Source organism: Stenotrophomonas sp. MMGLT7, from assembly GCF_021168555.1.
Lineage (GTDB): Bacteria > Pseudomonadota > Gammaproteobacteria > Xanthomonadales > Xanthomonadaceae > MMGLT7.
The window spans coordinates 259,360-279,791 of sequence record NZ_JAJOZS010000001.1 but is presented as its reverse complement, the minus strand read 5'-3'; the positions used below and the strand labels follow the sequence as shown (position 1 = coordinate 279,791).

The 20,432-nt window shown below is 69.2% G+C and carries 11 protein-coding genes and 2 pseudogenes; 2 read left to right on the top strand and 11 right to left on the bottom strand.

Annotated elements, in window-relative coordinates:
• Positions 1–113: 113 nt before the first annotated feature.
• The 11 genes and pseudogenes from LRX76_RS01420 to LRX76_RS01370 form a co-directional block, all read right to left on the bottom strand.
• Entirely contained in the window at positions 114–2,354 is a 2,241-nt protein-coding gene (locus tag LRX76_RS01420) for a methyl-accepting chemotaxis protein (protein ID WP_231801013.1), read from the bottom strand.
• Between the two features lie 277 nt (positions 2,355–2,631).
• Complete coding sequence (locus LRX76_RS01415) at positions 2,632–4,620, bottom strand: chemotaxis protein CheA (protein WP_231801003.1); 1,989 nt, start codon at positions 4,618–4,620, stop codon at positions 2,632–2,634.
• 43 nt (positions 4,621–4,663) lie between these two features.
• A complete protein-coding gene (locus LRX76_RS01410) occupies positions 4,664–5,029 on the bottom strand; it encodes a response regulator (RefSeq protein WP_231801001.1) in 366 nt (121 codons plus the stop codon).
• Positions 5,026–5,334 (bottom strand): STAS domain-containing protein, encoded by a 309-nt coding sequence (locus tag LRX76_RS01405; protein ID WP_231801000.1) that lies wholly within the window; start codon positions 5,332–5,334, stop codon positions 5,026–5,028. Before LRX76_RS01405 ends, LRX76_RS01410 begins: the two co-directional genes overlap by 4 nt.
• 73 nt (positions 5,335–5,407) lie before the next feature.
• A pseudogene (locus tag LRX76_RS01400) lies at positions 5,408–6,019 on the bottom strand (chemotaxis protein CheW); the annotation flags it as partial.
• A gap of 158 nt (positions 6,020–6,177) precedes the next feature.
• Positions 6,178–6,960: a ParA family protein gene (locus LRX76_RS01395; protein WP_231800999.1), complete on the bottom strand. Its 783-nt coding sequence runs from the start codon at positions 6,958–6,960 to the stop codon at positions 6,178–6,180.
• Positions 6,960–7,916 (bottom strand): flagellar motor protein MotD, encoded by a 957-nt coding sequence (gene motD / locus LRX76_RS01390; protein ID WP_231800997.1) that lies wholly within the window; start codon positions 7,914–7,916, stop codon positions 6,960–6,962. The genes LRX76_RS01395 and motD overlap by 1 nt, the downstream gene beginning before the upstream one ends.
• A gap of 10 nt (positions 7,917–7,926) precedes the next feature.
• Positions 7,927–8,667, bottom strand: coding sequence for a flagellar motor protein (locus tag LRX76_RS01385; protein ID WP_231800992.1), 741 nt, complete (start codon positions 8,665–8,667; stop codon positions 7,927–7,929).
• 279 nt (positions 8,668–8,946) lie between these two features.
• On the bottom strand, positions 8,947–12,120 hold the full coding sequence (locus LRX76_RS01380; protein ID WP_231800990.1) for a multidrug efflux RND transporter permease subunit: 3,174 nt from the start codon (positions 12,118–12,120) through the stop codon (positions 8,947–8,949).
• Between the two features lie 78 nt (positions 12,121–12,198).
• Positions 12,199–13,314: pseudogene (locus LRX76_RS01375) on the bottom strand (efflux RND transporter periplasmic adaptor subunit); the annotation flags it as partial.
• 22 nt (positions 13,315–13,336) lie between these two features.
• Positions 13,337–13,987 (bottom strand): TetR/AcrR family transcriptional regulator, encoded by a 651-nt coding sequence (locus tag LRX76_RS01370; protein ID WP_231800988.1) that lies wholly within the window; start codon positions 13,985–13,987, stop codon positions 13,337–13,339.
• 336 nt (positions 13,988–14,323) lie between these two features.
• Between LRX76_RS01370 and LRX76_RS01365 the strand changes: the two genes are divergently transcribed.
• Together LRX76_RS01365 and LRX76_RS01360 are read left to right on the top strand one after the other, a co-directional pair.
• Positions 14,324–19,201, top strand: coding sequence for an NAD-glutamate dehydrogenase domain-containing protein (locus LRX76_RS01365; protein WP_331716747.1), 4,878 nt, complete (start codon positions 14,324–14,326; stop codon positions 19,199–19,201).
• Positions 19,202–19,484: 283 nt separating this feature from the next.
• Positions 19,485–20,273: an NAD kinase gene (locus tag LRX76_RS01360; protein WP_231800984.1), complete on the top strand. Its 789-nt coding sequence runs from the start codon at positions 19,485–19,487 to the stop codon at positions 20,271–20,273.
• Positions 20,274–20,432 lie beyond the last annotated feature (159 nt).

Sequence of the window (20,432 nt, the reverse complement as noted above, 5' to 3'; positions counted from 1 at the left end):
CGCCGGTTGCGAAGCGGCGGCGTGCGGCCCGCCATCGTCGCCAATGGCCCTGAACGATTGCGGCCGCACCCCGAGGGGCTGCGGCCGCAATCGACTGCACGAAGCGCAGGTGCTCAGAATTCCTGCCAGTCGTCTCCGGCCAGGGCGGCCACGGCAACGGGCTTCGGGACCCTGGGGGCGGTTGCAGCGGGAGCGGTGACGGTTTTCGCGACAGGCGCCGGCCGCGCTTTCACGGCGGGCGCAGGCGTGCGCGGCGCCGGGGCGGAATGGCCGATGTCGAAGAACGACATGAGCGTGGTCAGCTGTTCCGCCTGTTCCTCCATCGCGCGCGCGGCGGCGGTGGCTTCCTCCACCATCGCGGCATTCTGCTGGGTGGCCTCGTCCATCTGGGTCACGGTCTGGTTGACCTGCTCGATGCCGGCCGACTGTTCCTGCGAGGCCGCCGAGATCTCGGCCATGATGTCGGTGACCCGCTGCACCGAGGTGACGATCTCGCCCATGGTCTTGCCGGCCTCGTGCACCAGCGCCGAGCCGTCGGCGACCTTGCCGACCGAGTCGTCGATCAGGCCCTTGATCTCTTTGGCGGCATTGGCCGAGCGCTGGGCCAGGGTGCGCACTTCCGAGGCGACCACGGCGAAGCCGCGGCCCTGCTCGCCGGCCCGCGCCGCTTCCACCGCGGCGTTGAGCGCGAGGATGTTGGTCTGGAAGGCGATGCCGTCGATGACCGAGATGATCTCGGCGATCTTCTTCGATGAGGTCTCGATGGCGGACATGGTGGTGACCACCTGGCCGACCACCTCGCCGCCCTGCTGGGCGACCCCGGCCGCACCCTGGGCCAGCTGGTTGGCCTGGCGGGCGGACTCGGCGTTCTGGCGCACGGTGGAGGTGAGTTCCTCCATCGAGGCGGCGGTCTCCTCGAGGTTGGCGGCCTGCTGCTCGGTACGGCGCGACAGGTCGCTGTTGCCGGCGGCGATCTCGGTAGCGGCGGTGTTGATAGCGCCGGAAGCCTGCTGGATGCGGCCGACGGTGCCGGTGAGCTGCTCGACGGTGGCGTTGGCGTGGTCGCGCATCTGCGCGAATACGCCATGGAAATCGCCGTGCATGCGCATCGTCAGGTCGCCGTTGGCCAGCGCCTGCAGCAGTCCGCCTAGCTGGCGCAGGTTGCCGTCGGCGACTTCCATCATGGTGTTCAGGCCCTCGACCATGCGCCGGAAGTCGTACTGGTACTTGTCCGCGTCGCCGCGCAGGGACAGGTCGCCGGCGGCCATCGCGTCGGTCAGCAGCTTGATCTCCTCGTTGATGGAAACCATGCTGGCCTTGACCTTGTCCATGGTCTCGGAGATCACCGCCTTCTCGCCGGGATAGCGCGGCATGTCCTCGGACAGGTCGCCGATGGCGTAGCGGCCGACGATCCGGCTCAGCTCCATCGTGGTGTCGATATGCGAGCCGACCAGGAGGTTGGTCTCGTGGACCAGCTTGCCGTAGTCGCCGGGGAAGCGGCCCGCGTCGGCGCGATAGCCGATCCGCCCGTCGTCGTGCTCGCGTGCCATCTCCATCAGGGCGGCGTTGACCGCCTTGATCTGCTCCTGCATGCGCGCCAGGCTGCGCATCAGCCGCGCGGTCTCGTCGCTGCCCGAGGCATCCACGCTGTTGTCGAGGTTGCCGGCGGCGACGTTGTCGGCGACCTGCATGGCCCGGGCCAGCGGACGGGTCAGGCTGCGTGTGATCAGAAACGCGGCCAGGATGCCCAGCAGCAGGCTGGCGATGCCGAGCGTCAACGTCAGCGTGATGGTCCTGGCGTTGATTTCGCGCATCTTCTCCTGTGCCGTCGCGGCCAGCTTGTCCTGGTGCCCGATGCCGTCGGAAAGCGCCTGGTTCCAGGCGCGCATGGTCGGCACGGCCTGGCCGAAGGTCTGCTCCAGCGCTGCCTCCAGGTCGCCGGCGCGCATCAGCTCGCCGATCCTGGCATTGGCCTTGGAGGCGGTCTCGCGCTTGGCGACGATGTCTTCGCGCATCCTGAGGCCGGCCGCGTCCACCGGCAGCTTCAGGTACTCGGCCCATATGGCGTTGTAGCGCTTGATCAGCTCGGCGATCTGCGCATCGTAGCGCTCCAGTTCGCCGCCACGCGCCAGCAGCATCTCGCGGCGCAGGACGATCATGTTGTTGTTGATGTCGAGCAGCTGGTTGAACTGCTTCATCTTGACCATGTTGACGTCGGCGATCTGGTCGAATTGCTTGCCAGCCTGGCGATTGCCGTACAGCGAGATGCCCATGATCAGGGCGATCAGGAACAGCAGCAGGCCGAAGCCGATGGCCAGCCGCGTGCCGAGGTTGAAGCGTTGGAGAAAGTGCATTGTGCAGGCTTGTCCGGGCGGGGAGGAACCCAGGCTAGCGGCGGGTCGCAGGCGTTCTTGATGGATTACCGCAGCCATGCGACAAAAAGCGTCACTTCGCGCGTGCCCGGATTGCACTCGCGGCAGACCCGGTCCGCGCCGGACCGCGGTCCGGCGGACGCGGCGGCCCGGCTTGCCGGCGATGTCCGCTTCGCTCGTGTCGGCCCTGATGAGCGAGGCCGCATCGGCCGGCTGGCCGGCGGCCTGGATTCTGGCGGAAGGAGGGCGGGGAGCCGGCTCAGGCCGCCTGCGGCAGCCGCAGCGAGCGCACCAGCCCGCCGATGTCCACGATCAGCGCGACACGGCCGTCGCCGAGGATGGTCGCGCCGGAGACGCCGGCGATGCGCCGGTAGTTGTTCTCGATGTTCTTGACCACGACCTGCTGCTGGCCGACCAGTTCGTCCACTTCCAGCGCGATCTTCTGGCCGTCGCCCTCGACCACGACCACCAGCGGGTCGGCGCTGGGCTCGGCCGCATAGCCGTAGTACTCGTTGAGCGAGAGGATCGGCAGGTACTCCCCGCGCACCCGCAGCACGCGGCCCTCGCCGGCCATGGTGCGGATGTCCTCGGCCTGCGGCTGCAGCGCCTCCAGCACGTAGGCCAGCGGCAGGATCAGGGTTTCGCCACCGGCCGAGACGGTCATGCCGTCCAGGATCGCCAGCGTCAGCGGCAGCCGGATCAGCACGCGGCTGCCTTGGCCTGCCTGGCTTTCCAGCTGCACTTCGCCGCCCAGGCCCTGGATGTTGCGGCGGACCACGTCCATGCCGACGCCGCGCCCGGACAGGTCGGTGACCGCGTCGGCGGTGGAGAAGCCCGGCTGGAACAGCAGGTCCCAGACCTGGGCGTCGCTGGGGTTGTCGGGGATGGCCAGGCCGCGCTCGGCGGCCTTGGCCAGGATCTTGGCGCGGTTGAAGCCATGGCCGTCGTCGCTGACCTCGATGACGATGTGCCCGCCCTGGTGCGAGGCGGCCAGGGTGATGGTGCCGGTCTCGTCCTTGCCGGCGGCGCAGCGCTCCTCGGGCAGCTCCAGGCCGTGGTCGATCGAGTTGCGCACCAGATGCACCAGCGGATCGGCGATCTTCTCGATCAGGCCCTTGTCCAGCTCGGTGCCTTCGCCGATGGTGCGCAGGCGCACGTGCTTGCCCAGGCGCGCCGACAGGTCGCGCACCAGCCGCGGGAAGCGGCGGAACACTGCGTCCACCGGCAGCATGCGCACGCCGATCACCGCTTCCTGCAGGTCGCGGGTGTTGCGCTCGAGCAGGTCCAGGCCGGCGGCCAGGTGCTCGGCATGGGCCGGGTCGAGGCCGCCGGAGACCTGCTTGAGCATGGCCTGGGTGATGACCAGCTCGCCGACCAGGTTGATCAGCGCATCGACCTTGTCCACGCTGACGCGGATGGAACTCTCGGCCTCCTGGTGCGCGGCGCCGGCGGGCGCGGCTGCGACCGCTGCGGGCGTGGCCGCGACCGGTGCCGCGGCGGGCAAGGGCGGGTCCACCGCCAGGCTGGCCGGCGGCGCCTGCACCGGCATCGGCCGGATGTCCAGCTCGCAGTCGTCCACCACCCAGGCGAAGGTTTCCTCGATCGCGCTGCGCGGGACCTTGCCGATCAGGCCCAGATCCCAGGCCAGGTAGGCCTCCAGTGGGTCGATCTGCTCGAAGCCGGGCATGCGCTGCATCCGCGCGGCGATCTGCAGCGGGCCCAGGTGCTCCAGTTCGCGGATGATGCGCAGCGGGTCGTTGCCGCTCATGAACAGCGACGGCGCCGGGGTGAAGCCGATCTGCCAGCCGTCCGGCTCGTCGATCGCCGCCGGCGCCTTCGCGGCGACCGCCGCCTGCGGCTTGCCGGCCAGCACTTCCTGCAGCCGCGCCTTCACCGCCTGCACCGCGGTCGCGTCGGCGGCCTGGCCGTGCTCGACCTCGCGCAGCAGCGAGCGCAGCACGTCCACCGAGCCGAGCATCGCGTCGATGGCCACGCCCTCGACCTCGCGCTTGCCCGAGCGCAGCTCGTCCAGCAGCGTCTCCAGCACGTGGGTGACGCCGGCGATGACCTCGAAGCCGAAGGTCGCCGCGCCGCCCTTGATCGAGTGCGCGGCGCGGAACACCGAGTTGATCGTTTCCGGGTCGCGGTTGCCTTCTTCCAGCGAGAGCAGGCCGGTTTCCATCGCGTCCAGCCCTTCGCGGCTTTCCTCGAAGAAGGTGGCGTGGAAGCGTTGCATGTCCATGTTCATGGCACGGTCCGGAAGCGAAGTGGGCGGTACGGCGGCGCGGGCGTCAGCCCAGCACCTTGTTGACGGTGGCGACGAGCTGCTCCGGGTTGAACGGCTTGACCAGCCAGCCGGTGGCGCCGGCGGCCTTGCCTTCGGATTTCTTGTCGGCGGCGGACTCGGTGGTCAGCATCAGCATCGGCGTGAACTTGTAGTCCGGCAGCTGGCGCAGCGCGCGGATCAGCGCGATGCCGTCCATGTTGGGCATGTTGACGTCGGTGACCACGGCGTTGAAGCGCGCGCCCTGGGCACGGCCGAGCGCGACCTGGCCGTCTTCGGCTTCTTCGACGGCAAAGCCGGCAGAGGTGAGGGCGAAGGACACCATCTGGCGCATCGACGCCGAATCGTCCACCACCAGGATGCGTGCGCTCATGCAGCGTTCTCCACGGTTTTCAGGTTGTCGTTGGATGCGGGCAGGCCGAGTACGTCGCAGACGCCCAGCAGCCGTGCCGCATCGCGGAAAATGTCGTTGCAGGGCTCGATCTCGACCGTCCGCCCGGCCTCGCGCCGCGTCCGCACGAAGGCGCACAGCACCTGCACGCTGGCGGTGTGGATGCGGCGGACCTCGCCGGCGTCCAGTACCAGCTCGCCGTCCTCGGCCAGCAGCGGAGCGAGCTTGAGTTTCAGGTCGGAGCAGGTCTCGATGCCGAGATCCTCGCCGAGGGTGACTGTGCTCATGTTGGCTCCAAGGGGATGTTCCAGTGGCGTTAGCGGCACGCGGGCGGCGGACTTTAGCGGGTTGCCGGACGGCTCAATGCAGCAGCTGCGAGGCGTCGAGCAGGATGACCGGGTGCTTGCCGGTCCGCGCCACGCCGCGGAACAGGTTGTTGGAGATGCGGCAGATGCGGGCGTTGTCCGGCGGCTCGATCTGCTGGTCGGGCAGGCTGGTCACGTCCTCCACCGCCGACACCCGCAGCCCCAGCGATTCGCCGTCCTCCTCCAGCACCACGATCCGGGTCTGCAGGTCGCTGTCGATGGCGGCCGCGCCCAGGTGCAGGCCGAGGTCGATCACCGGCACCACCTGGCCGCGCAGGTTCATCACCCCGAGCATCGACGGCGCCGCGCCACGCAGCGGCAGCAGCGGCGCCGGCAGCACCACTTCCTGCACCTTCAGCAGTTCCAGCGCATAGGCCTGGTCGCCGCAGCGCAGCCGCAGCCAGCGGCTGCTGTGGTCGGTGCCGCTGCGTGGCGACGGTGCGGCCTCCTGCGGGCGGACGTCGGGCGGCGGCTGCCAGGCCGGGGCCGACGGCTGTGCGGCCGCAGGCCTGGGCATGGGCGTGGGCGCAGCGGCAGCCGCCGCGGCCATGGGCGCCGGCGACGGTGCCGGGGCGGTCGCTGGCGCCGCTGGCGGAGCCGCCGGGGCGGGCGCATGTCCGGGGGCCGGGGCTGGCGGTTGCGCGGCCGCCGAAGGGAAGGGCGGCGCCGCGACGGCGGGTTTCGCCGCGACCGTCGCTGCCGGCGTGGCGGCAGCGGCATCGAGCAGCAGCTCGCCCAGGTAGTCGTCCAGGACCGCGGTGGTGTTCATGCCGCCTGCTCCATCGTCACCCCGTCGCTGGCCAGCAGCCATTCCAGCGCGCGGCGGTAGGCCGACAGCCCACGTCCGGGGTACTCGCCGGGCACGCCGGGTACCGTCAGCGACTGCACGTTGCAGATGCGCGTGTCGATCGGCACCGCGTCTTCCCAGGCGCGCTCGCCATAGATGTCCTGCATCTGCTTGAGCGTCTCGTTGCCGGCGCGGGTGCGGCGGTCGTACAGGGTCGGCAGGATCGAGACCGGCAGCGGTCGCCGCCGCGAGCGCTCGACCATGTCGGCGGTGCGCACCATGCCGGCCAGGCCGTGCAGGGCCAGCGGTTCGGTCTGGGTGGGGATGACCAGCCGGTCGGCGGCGGCCAGCGCGTTGATCATCAGCAGGCCCAGGGTGGGCGGACAGTCGAGCAGGATGTAGTCGTGGCCGTTGCCGTGGCGGCCGAGCGCCTGCTGCAGCGCCAGGCCCAGGCCGGGCTGGTTGGCGCTGCGGCGTTCCAGCGTGGCCAGCGCGGTCTGCGAGCAGACGTAGGACAGGCCGGGGATGTCGCTGCCGCGCGCCAGCGTGGCCAGGTCCATCGGCGGCGCCGAGAACAGATCCAGCACGCCCTGCGGCGGCGGATCCAGCGGCACCCCGAAGGCGCGTGTCAGCGAGGCATGCGGATCCAGGTCGATCAGCAGCACGCGCTGGCCCTGCGCGGCCAGGGCGCGTCCGAGCGCCAGCGTGCTGGTGGTCTTGCCCACGCCGCCCTTCTGGTTGGCGATTGCCCAGATGCGCATCACTTCACTCCTTCTATGACAGCGGGTACCGGCGCTGCGCCGGCGGACGTCGTGGAGGCTTGCGGCGGGGGTGTCTCCAGCCCCGGTGCGCGGCCCTCGGCAAGCTGCGGCGCCGGCGCCGCCGTCCCCGCGTCGGCGAGGATGATCAGCACCACGCGGCGATTGCTGTTGCGCCCGGCCACGGTAGTGTTGTCGGCACGCGGCCGGAATTCTCCATAGCCGATCATCGCCAGCCGCGACGGCTGTACCCCCTGGTCGGCGAACAGGTGCACCACGCTGGCGGCACGGGCGGCCGACAGTTCCCAGTTGGACGGGAACTGGGCGGTGGCGATCGGCTGGTCGTCGGTGTAGCCCTCCACGCGCACGCCGTTGGGAACCTCGCGCAGCACGTCGGCCAGGGTGGAGAGCGTGGCCCGCGCCTGGGCGTCTAGCGCGGCCGAGCCGGTGGCGAACAGGATGTCGCTGTTGATCTCCACCTCCAGCCACAGCTCGGAGCGGCGCACGGTGATCAGCTTCCTGTCGATCAGCGGCGCCAGGGCCTGGTCGAGCTGGCGGGCGATCACCTCGAGCTGGCGCTGGGCCGCACCCAGGCGGTCGCGCTGCTGCAGCGAGATCGGCATGCGCATCTGCGCGGCCATCGACGGCAGCAGGGTCGGGTCGGGCATCGGCGAGGGCGCGGTCGGCCCGCTCCTGGCGCCGGACTTGATCGGCGCCGGACGGTCCCAGTCCGCTCCCTGCACCTGCTGGTTGCCGACCTGCACCGGGTTGATCGTGCGCGGCGCGCCGCCGAAGGCGGCTGTCAGGGCGTCGGCCATCACCCGGTACTTGGCCTGGTTGAGGGTGGAAATGGCGTACATCACCACGAAGAACGCCAGCAGCAGCGTCATCAGGTCGGCGTAGGGAATGGCCCAGGCCTCGTGGTTGGCGTGCTCGTCGTGTCGTCTCCTGCGTGCCATGGCGCCGGGCTCAGTGCAGGAAGCCGGCGAGCCGCGACTCGATGTTGCGCGGGTTCTCGCCCTGGGCGATGGCGATCAGGCCCTCGATGATCATCTCGCGCTCGCCGCTGCTGCCGTGGATCACCGTCTTGAGCTTGTTGGACATCGGCAGGAAGAACAGGTTTGCCGAGGCGATGCCATAGATGGTGGCGGTGAACGCGGCGGCGATGCCGTGGCCGAGCTTGGTCGGGTCGGCCAGGTTCTTCATCACCGCCATCAGGCCCAGCACCGCGCCGATGATGCCCAGCGTCGGCGCGTATATGCCCATGCCCTCGAACACCCGGGCGGCGGCCAGGTCCTGCTGTTCGCGGTTCTCCAGCTCGATCTCGAGCATGCGCCGCATGGTTTCCGGCTCCACGCCGTCCACCAGCATCTGCAGCCCCTTGCGCAGGAAGGGGTCGTCCTGCTGCTCGACCTGGCTTTCCAGGCCCAGCAGGCCCTGGCGGCGCGCGGTGTTGCTCCACTCCACGATCTGCTCGATCAGCGCCTCGCGGTTGCTCGCCGGCGGGCTGAACACCCACTTGACGATCCTGAAGGCATGCGCGAACACGGCTGGCGAGGTGTGCACCAGGATCGCGGCGATGGTGCCGAGGATGACGATCACGAATGCCGCCGGCGACCACAGCGAAGCCAGCCCGGCCCCCTTGAGGATGCTGCCGCCGACCAGCGAGACGATCGCCAGCACGATTCCGATGACACTGAGTCTATCCATGCATGCGGTATCGGCGTGGCCATCGCGGACTTGAGCCGCTGACCGGGCATTGCGCAGTCCGTCACGGAAGCCGGTCCGCCATCGCCGGCTGCCGCCTCGCAGCAGGCGCGCCACGCGGCCTCCGGGGCCCCGGCGGCGAGTGCCGTCCCGGGAAGGCCTCCATGCAGCGACGCGGCGGCCGTCCCGATCGCCAGGACCTGCGTTCATCCCCGCCATCCAGCCCAAAAAAAAAGGCCCCGGCATGTGCCGGGGCCCTTGCTTTGCTTCCTGCTACCGAGGTCAGCGGTCCACGCGCGGATGCGCCTGGCTTTCCTTCTGCACCTCCAGGAACTCCTTGGACTGCTCGTCGAGCTTGTCGCCCAGCATCCTGCGCACCAGCACGAAGAACAGCGGGATGAACAGCACGCCCAGCACGGTGGCGAACAGCATGCCGCCGATCACGCCGGTACCGATGGCGTGGCGCGAGTTGGCGCCGGCACCGGTGGAGATGGCCATCGGCAGCACGCCCAGGATGAACGCGAACGAGGTCATCAGGATCGGGCGGAAGCGCAGGTGCGCCGCCTCGATCGTCGCCTCGCGCAGGGTCTTGCCGGCTGCGCGCTGCTCCACCGCGAACTCCACGATCAGGATCGCGTTCTTGGCCGCCAGGCCGATCACCGTGATCAGGCCGATCTTGAAGTACAGGTCGTTGGGCAGCCCGCGCAGCAGCGAGAAGGTGATCGCGCCGAGTACGCCGATCGGCACCACCAGCAGCACCGAGACCGGGATCGACCAGCTCTCGTACAGCGCCGCCAGGCACAGGAACACCACCACCAGCGACAGCACCAGCAGCAGCGTGGCCGCGTTGCCGGCCAGGATCTCCTGGTAGGACATGCCGCTCCAGTCGTAGCCGAAGCCCTGCGGCAGGTCGTTGTTGACGATGTCTTCCATCACCTGCATCGCCTGGCCCGAGCTCGCGCCGGGGATCGGGTTGCCGACGATGTTGACCGCCGAATAGCCGTTGTAGCGGTCCAGCGACGGCGGCGCATAGCCCCACGTCGCCTTGACCACGTTGCTCAGCGGGATCATCTGCGGCTGCCCGTTGGCATCGGTGGCGCTGGAGCTGGGGGTGTAGAAGCTGTTCAGCGATTCCGGGCCGGTGCGGAACGGGGCATCGGCACGCATGTTCACGCGCTTGATGCGGCCCTCGTAGAAGAAGTCGTTGACGTACACCGGCGCCAGCATCAGCTGGATCGCGGTGTAGATGTCGCCGACCGCAAGGCCCATCGACTGCGCCTGCACGCGATCGACCTGCAGTTCAAGCTGCGGCGAGCTCTCCAGGCCGTTGGGGCGTACCGCGGTGACCACGTCGGACCTTTCCGCCGCCTTGCCGAGTAGGATGTTGCGCGCCTGGAGCAGGGCTTCCTGGCCGGCGCCGGTGCGGTCCTGCAGCCACATGTCGAAGCCGCCGAACTGGCCCAGGCCCTGCACGGTCGGCAGGTTGACCACGAACACCTGCGCGTCCTTGATGCCGTAGAAGGCACCGTTCATCTTCTGGATGAACTCGGTCGCCGTGCCTTCGCGCTCGTCCCAGGGCTTGAGCTTGATGAAGCCCATGCCCACGCTCTCGCCCATGCCGATGAAGCTGAAGCCGCTGACCTGCATCAGGCCCTCGAACTCCGGCTGCTTCTCCAGCACGGCGCGCATCTGCGTGAACACCTCGTTGGTGCGGGTCTTGGTGGCGCCGGGCGGCAACTGCACGACCGCCAGCGCGAAGCCCTGGTCTTCCTCGGGCAGGAAGCTGCCGGGCATGCGCGTGAACAGGAACCCGCACAGCGCCACCAGCACCACGAACAGCACCACCCAGCGCGGCGAGTGCTTGAGGATGCCGCCCACAGCGGAGATGTAGCGGTGGCTGAGCTTGTCGTAGTACTTGTTGAAGGTGCGGAACACCCAGTTCGGGTTCTCGTTGTGCGTGGGCTTGAGGAACGCCGCGCACAGGGCCGGCGTGAAGCTCAGCGCCAGCAGGGCGGAAAAGCCCATGGCCATGGCGATGGTGATCGCGAACTGCTTGTAGATCGCGCCCGCCGCGCCCGGCTGCAGGGCGCTGGGGATGAACACCGCCGCCAGCACCACGGTGATGGCCACCACCGCGCCGGTGATCTGGGTCATCGCCTTGTGCGTGGCCGGCTTGGGCAGCAGGTGCTCCTCGCTCATGATGCGCTCGACGTTCTCGATCACCACGATCGCGTCGTCGACCACGATGCCGATCGCCAGCACCATCGCGAACAGCGTCAACTGGTTGATGGTGAAGCCCACCAGCCACATGCCCAGGAAGGTGCCCAGCAGCGCGACCGGGATCACCAGGGTCGGGATGATGGTGGCGCGGAAGTTCTGCAGGAACACCAGCATCACCAGGAACACCAGCACGATCGCCTCCACCAGCGTCTGCACCACTTCCTTGATGGAGATGGTGACGAAGGTGGTGCTGTCGTACGGGGTGATCCAGGTGACGCCCTGCGGGAAGCTGGGCTGCAGCTCGTCCATCTTGGCGCGCACCGCCTCGGCCACGCTCAGCGCGTTGGCGCCGGGCAGCAGCTGGATCGCGAAGGCGCCGACCGGCTTGCCGTTGTACTGGGTGTCGAAGCCGTAGCCGCCGGGCCCGAGTTCCACCCGCGCCACATCCTTCAGGCGCACGGTGGCGCCGTCGCTGTCGCTGCGCAGGATGATCTGCTCGAACTGCTCGGGCGAGCTGAAGCGTCCCTCGGCCGATACCGTCGCCGAGAACACCTGGCCCTCGGGAGCGGGATCGGCGCCCAGCGCACCGGCGGCGAACTGCACGTTCTGCGCCGAGATCGCGCTGTACACCTGGCTGGCGGAAAGGTTGTAGCCCTGCAGCTTCTCCGGGTTGAGCCAGATATTCATGGCGTACTCGGCACCGAACTGCTGGGTGCTGCCGACGCCGGGGACGCGTGCGATCTGCTCCAGCACGCGGGCGCCGACGATGTCGCCGAGCGCATCGCGGTCGATCGCCGGATTGTCGGACTGCAGCGCCACCGCCATCAGGAAGCCGGCGTTGGCCTTGGCCACCACCACGCCCTGCTGGGTCACCTCGGTGGGCAGGCGCGGGGTGGCCAGCGCCACCTTGTTCTGCACCTGCACCTGGGCGATGTCCGCGTCGGTGCCGGTCTCGAAGGTCAGGGTGATGGTGACGCGGCCGCTGGAGGACGACGACGAGTTGAAGTACAGCAGGTGGTCGATACCGGTCAGCTGCTGCTCGATGACCTGGGTCACCGATTTCTCGGCGGTGTCGGCGCTGGCGCCGGGGTAGGTGGCCGTCACGGTGACCTGTGGCGGGGCGATGGAAGGGTAGGACTCCACGCCCAGGTTGAAGATGGCGATGACGCCGCTGAGCGAAATAAGGATCGCCACCACCCAGGCGAATACCGGGTGTTCGATGAAGAATTTAGGCATGGTCGGCTTCCGTCACTTCTGCTCGGGCTGGGCGGCGGCCGGGGCCTGGCCGGCATTGTTGCCTGCGGCCTGCGGCTGCCAGGGCGTGGGCTTGGCGACCGCGCCTTCCTGGACCTTCTGCACACCCGACACCACGACCTGGTCGCCGGCGGCCAAGCCGCTGCTGATCAGCCACTGGTTCTGCAACTGCCCGGACAGGGCCACGTTCTTGCGCGCCACCTTGCCGTCCTGGCCGACGACCAGCGCATAGGGACCGGCGGCGTCGCGCAGGATGGCCTGCTGCGGCACCAAGAATGCATTGTTGCGCTGGCCCAGCGTGGCCTGGAAGGACACGAACGAGCCCGGCAGCAGCGAGTGTTCGGGGTTGGGCAGCAGCGCCCGCAGCGATACCGCGCCGGTGCTGGGGTCCACGGTGGTGTCGGAGAAGTCGAGCAGGCCGGGGTGGGAATACTTGCTGCCATCGGCCAGCTGTACCTCGACCGTGGACTTGCCGGTGTCCTCGAGCGACACGCTGCCCTGGCTCTGCGCCTGGCGCAGGGCGGCGAGTTCGTCCGAGCTCATCGAGAAGTTCACGTACAGCGGGTCGATCTGGTCCACCGTGGTCAGCAGGGTGACGTCGCTGGAGCCGACCAGCGCGCCCTCGGTGACCTGCTGCTTGCCGGCACGGCCGGAGATCGGCGCCGTCACCCGGGCGTAGCCCAGGTTGATCTGCGCGGTCTGCACCGCCGCGCGCGCCTGCTGCAGCGAGGCGGCGGAGGTGCGCTCGCTGGCCTCGGCGGTGTCCAGGTCCGATTGCGAGACATACTGCTGCGGCGCCAGGCTGCGGGCACGGTCGGCGGCGACCTTGGCGTTGGTGTAGGTCGCCTGCGCCGAGGCCAGCTGGCCCTGGGCCGAGGACAGCTCGGCCTGCAGCGGCGCGGGATCGATCTGGAACAGCGCCTGGCCTTCCTTCACGTCGGTGCCCTCGGTGTACAGGCGCTTCTGCAACACGCCGGGGACGCGTGCTCGCACGTCCGCCGAGCGGTAGGGCGACAGCCGGCCCACCAGCTCGCGCTGCAGCGGCAGTGTCTGCGGCTTGGCCTCGATGACGCCCACTTCGGGCGGCGGCGGGGCGGCCTGTTCCTCTTTCTTGCAGGCCGACACGGCTGCGGCGACGGCGCAGGCCAGGACGAGTGTGCGGAGCGGGGAGGTCATCGGGGGAAACTCCATTCTTTTATTATTGATTCGACTGTGTGACGGCCGTGGCGGCGGCGGGCGCAAAGGCCCGCATGAAGCTGTCGACCGAGAATTCTGCCCAGGCCTGGATTGCCTGGTCGTCCATGCGATGGGGAATGCGAAAGCGCTGCCTTTCGAAATCCAGTCCCACGATCATGCTCAGCAGCAGTTCCGCCATGAAGTGCGGATCGTCATGTCTGAGCAGCCCGCGCGCGGAGGCGGCGGCGAGCCATTGTGCCAATTGCCGTTGCAGCGTGGTGACGCCGTTGCGATAGATCTCCTGCGCCGCGGCAGGAAAGCGCCGCGCCTCGGCGGCGATCAGCTGGCTGGCCTGGACGACCTCGGGGCGGTTGAGATGCCGCAGGTGGCCGCGGGCGAACGTCACCAGGCTGGCGCGGATGTCGCCATTGTCCGGCTTCAGCGGCGAGGTCAGCAACTGCAGGTGTTCGTGCAGGACCCGGCGCAGAAGCTCCTGCTTGGAGCCATAGCGGCTGTACAGCGTCTGCTTGGAGCAGCCGGCGCGCAGGGCCAGCGCCTCCATGCTCAGGTCCATGCCCTGTTCGGCCATGAGCTCGCGCACCGCATCGAACACGCGCTGATCGCGGTCGTTGGGCGCTTCCGGCACGGCGGGGGCAGGGGATGAGTGATTCATGAAGCGTGGACTATACCGTCCAGTTTAGAATTTAAACAGTGCCCTCGGCCACATCCGCGGGGACTCGTGGCGGCATCCGCCATCGCCGGCCGGCCGCGGTGCCCGCGCGGCGGCGATGGCCGCTGCCCGTGCTTGAACGGAGCAGCAACTGCGGCGCCTCGTTTGCGCTGTGCAGCACGGAGAAAAAGGAGCGCGGGGCTACAATTCAGGTTTTCCAATCGGGCACCTCGACGCTCCGTCATGAAACCCACCAAAGTCGTGAAACCGGCAAAAACCGCAGCCAGGAAGGTCTCCTCGAACAACGACCCGCTCCCAGCAGATTTCTCGCTCGAATCCATCTACGCCGCCCTGCGCAAGCGCTATCCGGCATCCCAGCAGCCGCAGGCGGTGGCGTTCGCCGCCGATTTCTACCGGCGCATGGAGGGCGACGAGTTCCCGCACCATTCGGTGGCCGAATGGGCCGCGATGGCGGCGGACATGCTCGAGTTCGTGCGCACCCGCAAGCCCGGCAGCGCCAAGGTCCGGGTGTTCAATCCCACCCTCAAGGCCGACGGCTGGGATTCGCCGCACACCGTGCTGCAGATCGCCAACGACGACATGCCGTTCCTGGTGGACTCGGTCAGCATGGTGCTGTCCGAGCTGGGGATCGGCGTGCAGGTGCTGGGGCACCCGGTCCTGCGCATTGCCCGCGACAAGGCCGGCAAGCTCGCCGCCATCGGCGAGGGCAAGTCCGAATCGCTGATGCTGCTGGAGATCGATCGCCAGCCGGCCGAGGAGATGGCGCGGATCGAGACGGCGGTGCGCAAGGTGCTCGCCGACGTGCGCGTGATCGTGCAGGACTGGAGCGCCATGCGCGAGAGGCTGCTGGCGCTGGCCGAGGACCTGGCCACCCGCCGCATGCCGGTGGACGACGCCGCCCGCCGCGAGGCGCAGGAGTTCCTGCGCTGGGCGGCGGCCGACCATTTCGCCCTGTTCGGCTACCGCGAGTACCGGGTGGAGAAGGACGGCCGGGTGGAGGTGCTGGCGCCGATCGAGAGCAGCGGCCTGGGACTGATGCGCGAGCGCGCCTCGGCGCGGCGGCCGGTGGAAAGCCTGGCCGCGCAGGGGCTGAGCCAGGGCGCCGGCGTGCACGATGCGCTGATCATCACCAAGACCAATGCCCGCTCGCACGTGCACCGCAGCGGCTACATGGACTACATCGGCGTGCTGGAGTTCGACGCCCGCGGCCGCATCGTCGGCGAGCAGCGCTTCCTGGGCATGTTCACCTCCAGCGCCTACACCCGCCGCCCGTGGGAGATCCCGCTGGTGCGCCAGCGCCACGACTACGTCATGAGCAAGTCCGGCCTGGCCCCCAGCAGCCACAGCGGCAAGACTCTGCGGCACATCCTGGAGACGCTGCCGCGCGAGGAGCTGTTCCAGTCAAACGAGGAGGAGCTGTACCGCACCGCGATGGGCGTGCTGAGCCTGCAGGAGCGCGTGCGCAGCCGCCTGTTCCTGCGCCGCGACAAGTACGGCCGCTTCATTTCCGCGCTGGCCTACATTCCGCGCGACCGCTTCAACACCGATGTGCGCCTGCGCATCGAGTCGCTGCTCAAGGAGGCCCTGCACGGCGAGTACATCGACTCCAGCGTGGTGCTGGGCGAGTCGCCGCTGGCGCAGCTGCACCTGATCGTCCGTCCCAAGCCGGGCGAGGTGCTGGAGTTCGACACCACCGAGCTGGAGTCGCGCCTGGCGCACCTGCTTCGCAACTGGCACGACGACCTGCGCGAGACGCTGGTGGCCCGCCACGGCGAGCGCGACGGCCTGCGCCTGGCGTCCGGCTTCGGCCGTGCGCTGCCGGCCGGCTACCTGGAGGATTCCACGGTCGAGGCGGCCGCCAACGACGTGGAGAACCTGGCCGCGCTGACCGGCCCGGACGACCTGCGGCTGAGCCTGCAGGCGGTCAGGCGCGACGGCATCGACGGCCTGCGCCTGAAGCTGTACCGGCAGCTGGACGACATCCCGCTGTCCGACGCGATGCCGATGATGGAGAACATGGGCCTGCGGGTGATCTCCGAGCGCCCGTACCGGCTGCAGGTCGGCCAGGCGCCGGTCTACGTCCAGGACTTCGAGGTCGAATCGGCCGCCGGCGCGATCGACGCCGCCAGCGTCGATGCCGCCTTCGGCGAGGCCTTCGCCCGGGTCTGGCACGGCGACGCCGAGAACGACGGCTTCAACCGGCTGGTGCTGGCGGCGGCGCTGCACTGGCGCCAGGTGGCGGTGCTGCGCGGCTACTGCAAGTACCTGCTGCAGACGGGGGTGCCGTTCTCGCAGAGCTACGTGGAGGCCACGTTCCTGCGCTACCCGCTGCTGGCGCGGCTGCTGGTGGAGCTGTTCGAGGCGCGCTTCGATCCGGCCACCGGCAGCGAGTCGCGCAAGCAGATCGCCGAAGGCCAGCAGCGCCTGCGCCTGCAGCTGGGCATCCTGGCCGCCGGCGACGAGGCCACGCTGAAGGCGCTGGAGCCGGTGATCGCCGCCCGCGGCGCCGACCGCCAGGCGCAGATGGACGCCGCCCGCGGCGCGCTGATCAAGCTGCTCGACCGCGTCTCCAGCCTGGACGAGGACCGCATCCTGCGCAGCTTCAAGGGGGCGATCGACGCGACCCTGCGCACCAGCTACTACCAGACCGGCAAGGATGGCCTGCCGGGCCACTGCATCGCCTTCAAGTTCGATTCGGCCAAGGTGCCTGACCTGCCCAAGCCGCGCCCGTACCGCGAGATCTTCGTCTACAGCCCGCGCGTCGAAGGCGTGCACCTGCGCTTCGGCGCGGTGGCGCGCGGCGGCCTGCGCTGGTCGGACCGGCGCGAGGACTTCCGCACCGAGGTGCTGGGCCTGGTCAAGGCGCAGATGGTCAAGAACACGGTGATCGTGCCGGTGGGGGCCAAGGGCGGCTTCTTCGTCAAGCGCCCGCCCGCCGGCGGCGACCGCGACGCCGTGCTGGCCGAGGGCATCGCCTGCTACAAGCTGTTCATCCAGGGCCTGCTGGACATCACCGACAACATCGTCGGCGGCGCGATCGTGCCGCCGCGCGACGTGGTGCGCCACGACCAGGACGATCCCTACCTGGTGGTCGCCGCCGACAAGGGCACGGCGACCTTCTCCGACATCGCCAACGGGCTAGCGCTGGACCATGGCTTCTGGCTGGGCGACGCCTTCGCCTCCGGCGGCTCGGTCGGCTACGACCACAAGGGCATGGGCATCACTGCGCGCGGCGCCTGGGAGTCGGTCAAGCGCCACTTCCGCGCGCTCGGCCGCGACTGCCAGAGCCAGGACTTCACCTGCGTCGGCATCGGCGACATGTCCGGCGACGTGTTCGGCAACGGCATGCTGCTGTCGCGGCACACCCGCCTGCTGGCCGCCTTCGACCACCGCCACATCTTCCTCGACCCGAGCCCGGATGCGGCCGTGTCCTTCGCCGAGCGCGAGCGCCTGTTCAAGCTGCCGCGCTCCAGCTGGGCCGACTACGACGCCAAGCTGATCAGCAAGGGCGGCGGGGTGTATCCGCGCACGCTCAAGGCCATCGAGGTCAGCGCGCCGGTGCGCGAGGCGCTGGGGCTGGGCGAGGACGTGAAGCAGCTCTCGCCCAACGAACTGATGAGCGCCATCCTGCGCGCGCCGGTGGACCTGTTCTGGAACGGCGGCATCGGCACCTACGTCAAGTCCTCCGGCGAAAGCCACGCCGATGTCGGCGACCGTGCCAACAACGCGCTGCGCGTCAACGGCGGCGAGCTGCGCTGCAAGGTGGTGGGCGAGGGCGGCAACCTGGGCCTGACCCAGCTCGGCCGCATCGAGGCGGCGCTGAACGGCGTGCTGCTCAACACCGACTTCATCGACAACTCCGCCGGCGTGGACACCTCCGACCACGAGGTCAACATCAAGATCCTGCTCAACGACGTGGTGCAGGCCGGCAAGCTGAGCTACGAGGCGCGCAACAGGCTGCTGGCGTCGATGACCGACGAGGTCGGCGACCTGGTGCTGTGGGACAACTACCGGCAGAACCAGGCCATCAGCCTGATGGAGCGCATGAGCGTCAAGCGCCTGGGGGCCAAGCAGCACTTCATCCGCACCCTGGAGAAGCAGGGCCTGCTGGACCGGCAGATCGAGTACCTGCCGTCCGACGCCGAGATCTCCTCGCGCAAGGCGCGCGGACTGGGCCTGACCCGGCCGGAACTGTCGGTGCTGCTGTCCTATTCCAAGCTGGTGGCGTTCCAGCAGCTGCTGGAATCGGACGTGCCCGAGGACCCGTACCTGTCCAAGGAGCTGCTGCGCTACTTCCCGCACCCGCTGCAGAAGAAGTACGCCGCGGCGATGGAGCGGCACCGCCTGAAGCGCGAGATCATCGCCACCGCGGTGACCAACGCCACCATCAACCGCATGGGCTCGACCTTCCTGATGCGGATGCAGGAGGACACCGGCCGCAGCATCGGCGAGGTCGCCAAGGCCTACACCATCAGCCGCGAGACGCTGGACGCGCGGGCACTGTGGGCGCAGATCGACGCGCTCGACGGCACGGTGCCCGAGAGCGTGCAGATCGATGCGCTGGAGGTGATCTGGAAGCTGCAGCGCTCGTTCGTGCGCTGGCTGCTGTTCCGCCCCGGCGCGATGCCGGGCATCACCACCGCGGTGGAGCGCTACCACGCCCCGTTCAACGAGATCCGCACCGCGTCCGGGGTGCTGTCCGATGCGCAGCGGCCGGTCTACGAGGCCAACGTGCAGGAGTGGAAGGACAAGGGCCTGCCGCCGTCGCTGGCGCAGCAGCTGGCGGAACTGCGCTACCTGGCTCCGGCCTTCGACATCATCGAACTGGCACGCACGCGCAAGCTCAGGCCGGTGGAGGTGTCCAAGGTGCATTTCCGCCTGGGCGACGCGCTGCAGCTGCCGTGGCTGTTCGAGCAGATCGACGCGCTGCAGGTGGACGGACGCTGGCACGCCATCGCCCGCGGCGTGCTGCGCGACGAACTGACCGCGCACCAGCGCACCCTCACCGGGCAGGTGCTGTCGATGCCCGGGAGCGACGCCGAGGACAAGGTGTCGCAGTGGATGCAGCGCGACGACACCAGCCTGCGCTTCACCCTGGCGATGCTGCAGGATCTGGCGACGCAGAAGACGCTGGACTACCCGACCGTGTCGGTGGCGGTGCAGCGCCTGGGGCAACTGGCCGCACACGGCGCGTAGCCGCATGATCGGGCCCGTCTTGCGGGCCCGGCCCGGCAGTCGGTTCTTCGTCGACTGCCGGGCGGCGTAGGGCGGGCCTCGGCCCGCCGCATGACGCACGCATGGCCGTCCGGGGCGCGCCGGCGTGGTGGGCCAAGTCCACCCAATGCAATCCGCGAAGATCTGCATGGGGTGGGGCCCTGGCCCGCCGCTGAGTGGGTCTGGAGGACAGGATCGGCCGGCATCCCGCGGTCCGGGGCCGCTCCCTGGTTCGTCCATCGGCCGCTGCGGTTATGATCGGCGCATGAGCCCCTTGCCGTCGCTTTCCGCCACTCCCCGCATCGCCTTCCTGGCCAGCAGCATCACCGTCGCCCAGCAGGCGCTGGAACAGATGCGCCTGCGCTACGGGCACCACAGCCCGCAGGATGCCGACGTGATCTGTCCGCTCGGCGGCGACGGCTTCATGCTGCAGACCCTGCACCGCTACGGCATGCTCGGCAAGCCGGTGTTCGGGATGAAGCTGGGCACGGTGGGCTTCCTGATGAACCAGTACCGCGAGGACGACCTGCCGCAGCGGCTGGCGCTGGCCGAGCCGGCGCACCTGCGCCCGCTGGAGATGCTGGCGCTGACCGAATCGGGCACCACCACCGGTTCGCTGGCCTACAACGAGGTGTCGCTGCTGCGGCAGACGCGGCAGGCGGCGCACATCCGCATCGACCTCAACGGCCAGACCCGGGTGGACGAGCTGATGTGCGACGGCGTGCTGGTGTCGACCCCGGCCGGCAGCACCGCCTACAACTATTCGGCCTACGGCCCGATCCTGCCGCTGGGTTCGCACGTGCTGGCGCTCACCCCGATCGCGCCGTACCGGCCGCGGCGCTGGCGCGGCGCCATCGTCAAGGCCGAGACCGAGTTCCGCATGCAGGTGCTCGATCCGTACAAGCGCCCGGTCAGCGTCACCGCCGACTCGCACGAGACCCGCGACGTGATCGAGGTGACCATCCGCGAGTCCCGCGACCGCCAGGTGACGCTGCTGTTCGACCCGGAGCACAACCTGGAAGAACGCATCATCAGCGAGCAGTTCACGGTTTGAGTGCCGGGATTCGTGATTGGGGATTCGGGATTGGCAAAAGCGGCATACTGGGCGTCTCTTGCATGGCGTCGCCAAGCCGATAGCCTTGCCCCAATCCCCAATCCCCAATCCCCAATCCCCAATCCCCAATCCCCAATCCCCAATCCCCAATCCCTGCCT